The 1,402-nt window shown below is 53.6% G+C and carries 1 protein-coding gene; it reads right to left on the bottom strand.

The genetic code is table 11. The annotated features are described in order from the left end of the window. Nucleotides 1-1,402: non-ribosomal peptide synthetase (locus tag FS818_RS28165; RefSeq protein WP_145336710.1), on the bottom strand; the 1,402-nt coding region annotated here is incomplete at both ends.

The following is a 1,402-nucleotide window of genomic DNA, read 5'->3' as shown; positions in this document are numbered from 1 at the left end:
ACCTGGACACGATCTGAATCGCTTTGATCGAATCCCCGCCCCGCTCGAAAAAGTTGTCCTGAATCCCGACTTGTTCGGTTCGGAGCACATCCTGCCAAATCTCCGCTAGCTTCGCTTCGGTCTCGCTTCGCGGCGCAACGTATTCGCTGGTTGTCTGTAGTAGCCCTTGCGGCTCCGGCAGCGCCTTTCGGTCTACCTTCCCATTGGCCGTCAGTGGAATTTGCTCCACTTCCACCAGATACGACGGCGCCATATACTCAGGCAAACTCCGTTTCAAATACGTGCGCAACTCGGATGCATTAAATACGCCACGGCTCACCACGTAGGCACACAGATAAGACTCGCCCTGCTCGTCTTTCTGAGCCACAACCACCGCTTCCTTCACGTCCCCGTGCTGGAGGAGACGATGTACAATTTCCCCGGTCTCAATCCGGTACCCCCGGATCTTTACCTGCTCATCGATCCGACCTAGGTACTCCAAGTTCCCGTCCGGTAGCCACCGTGCCAGGTCCCCGGTGCGGTACATCCGCCCGCCCGGTTCGAACGGGTTGTCTACAAACTTCTCTGCCGTCAGTTCGGGACGGTTCAAGTATCCCCGCGCCAAGCCGTCTCCCGCAATGCATAGCTCCCCGGGTACGCCCACCGGTTGCAATTGGTTTGATTTATTCAACACATAAATCCGTACGTTCTGTATCGGTTTGCCGATTAAAGGCACCCCTTCGTCAGCGACTACCCAGCCACTAGTCGCAACAACAGTATTCTCCGTCGGTCCGTAATTGTTAGACAACTGGTACGCGGATCGTTTCGTCTTCCCTAATCTATCGCCACCCGTAAGTAGTACGCGAAGAGAATGACCGGGTTGGTCTATAAATTGTTCGTATACTGGTGTCGGAAGAAACGAAACGGTGATCCCATTTTCCTCATAAAACCGGCTTAATGCCTCCATATCCATACGAATGTTCTGGCTCACGAAATAAATTGATGCCCCACTCACAAGATAGGGAAACATCTCCCATACCGCAGCATCAAAACCTGCTCCAGCATATTGTGTAGTGCGATCCGTATTCTTCACTTCAAAGTGACGACAGTGCCATGTCGATAAATTCACCAATGAATTGTGCTCAACCATGACCCCTTTGGGCTGTCCCGTCGACCCCGAGGTATAGATCACATACGCCAGATCCCTTGCGCCGCTGATCGCTAATAAGTTAGCCGATTCACCCCTGTACAACGATGTGTCCGCCAGATTCAACACAGTGCCTACGTAAGCTAACGGTACTTCCACATTCTCGCCGTATACAAGCAACAGATCCGCCCCGCTGTCTTCCAGCATGTACGTCATCCGATCCGGCGGGTACGCCGGGTCGATCGGCATGTAGGCGCCGCCGGCTTTCAAGATCGC

The sequence above is a fragment of the Paenibacillus xylanexedens genome, assembly GCF_007680605.1.
GTDB lineage: Bacteria > Bacillota > Bacilli > Paenibacillales > Paenibacillaceae > Paenibacillus > Paenibacillus xylanexedens_B.
The sequence above is the reverse complement of the archived record's forward strand: the minus strand, read 5'-3'. Positions and strand labels throughout refer to the sequence as shown.